The organism is Mameliella sp. AT18 (genome assembly GCF_028807275.1).
In the GTDB taxonomy this organism is placed as follows: Bacteria; Pseudomonadota; Alphaproteobacteria; order Rhodobacterales; family Rhodobacteraceae; genus Antarctobacter; species Antarctobacter albus.
In genome coordinates this window covers 1-1,283 of sequence record NZ_JARAMO010000145.1, presented here as the reverse complement: position 1 = coordinate 1,283, position 1,283 = coordinate 1, and the positions used below count along the sequence as shown (strand labels likewise).

General features: G+C 70.4%; 1 protein-coding gene. It reads left to right on the top strand.

Going from position 1 to position 1,283, the window contains the following annotated elements; all coding sequences use genetic code 11:
* The coding region (locus PVW46_RS14125) for an Ig-like domain-containing protein (RefSeq protein ID WP_274576306.1) at positions 1-1,283 on the top strand (1,283 nt) is incomplete at both ends.

Here is a 1,283-nt window from a genome sequence, read left to right as displayed (position 1 = left end):
CAGGACCCGGTGAACATCGCCAACCAGGCGGCGGTCAGCTTTAGCTTCGCGGCGGCCGAAGTGGGGGCGGACTACGCCTATACCATCACCTCCGATGGCGGCGCAGGCAGCGTGACCGGCAGCGGCACAATCGTATCGGCGACCGACACGATCACCGGCATCGACGTCAGCAGCCTGCCGGACGGCACGCTGACCCTGACCGTGGTCCTGACCGACGCGGCCACCAATGTCGGCCCCGATGCCACCGACACGACGACCAAGGACGCAACCGCGCCCACCGCCCTCGCCATCGACACGCCGCTGGCCGGTGACGGTGTGGTCAACGCCGCCGAGGCCGCCTCGGTGACGGTCTCCGGCGGGTCGGTCGATCTGCCGAACGGCACCGTCGTCAGCGTCGCCGTCTCCGATGGCGCCGCGGGCGTCGTCTCGGGAACCGCGACCATCACGGGCAATGCCTGGTCCCTCACGCTGGATCTTTCGGGGCTGGCGGACGGACCGTTGACCGTGACCGCGGACGCCTCCGACCCGGCAGGCAACCCGGCGCCCCAGGCCTCCATCTCGGCCAGCAAGGACACGGGCATTCCGACCGTCACCATCGACACGCCGATCGCGGGCGATGACGTCGTCAACACCGCCGAGGCAGGGGCCTTCACCGTCTCGGGCACGGCGACGGGCGTGGTCGACGGCACCATCGTGCGCCTGATCCTGCGCGATACCGGCGGCGCGGCGGTTTACTACCGCGAGGCTGCGGTCAACGGCGGCACCTACAGCCTGAGCTTCGACATCTCGGCCCTGGCCGACGGCGACTATGACCTCTCCGCCGATGTCACGGACGCGGCGGGCAACCCGGCGGTTCCTGCCGTGACCACGATCACCAAGGACGGGCTGGCCCCCTCGATCGAGATCCAGGACCCCGATCCCACCGTGGCCGACAGCCTCTATGCCAACGCCGTGAACGCCGCCGAGGCGGCGGCATTCACCGCCTCCGGCGTCGCCCTGAACGCGGCGGACGCGGTGCAGGTGGTCATCACCGCCACCGATGGCGCGGCGGGCTCCGTCTCCGTCACCACCGGCCTGACCGCCGGTCCCGGCGCCTTCCACAGCTGGTCCGGCGCGCTCGACCTTTCCGGGCTGGCGGACGGCACCATCACCCTGACCGCCGAGGTCACCGACAGCTCTGGCAACAGTTCTTCGGCGACGACCGCCTTCCTCAAGGATACGACCGCCCCGGCGGGCTATTCCGCGAGCTTTGACCAGGACCCGGTGAACATCGCCAACCAGGC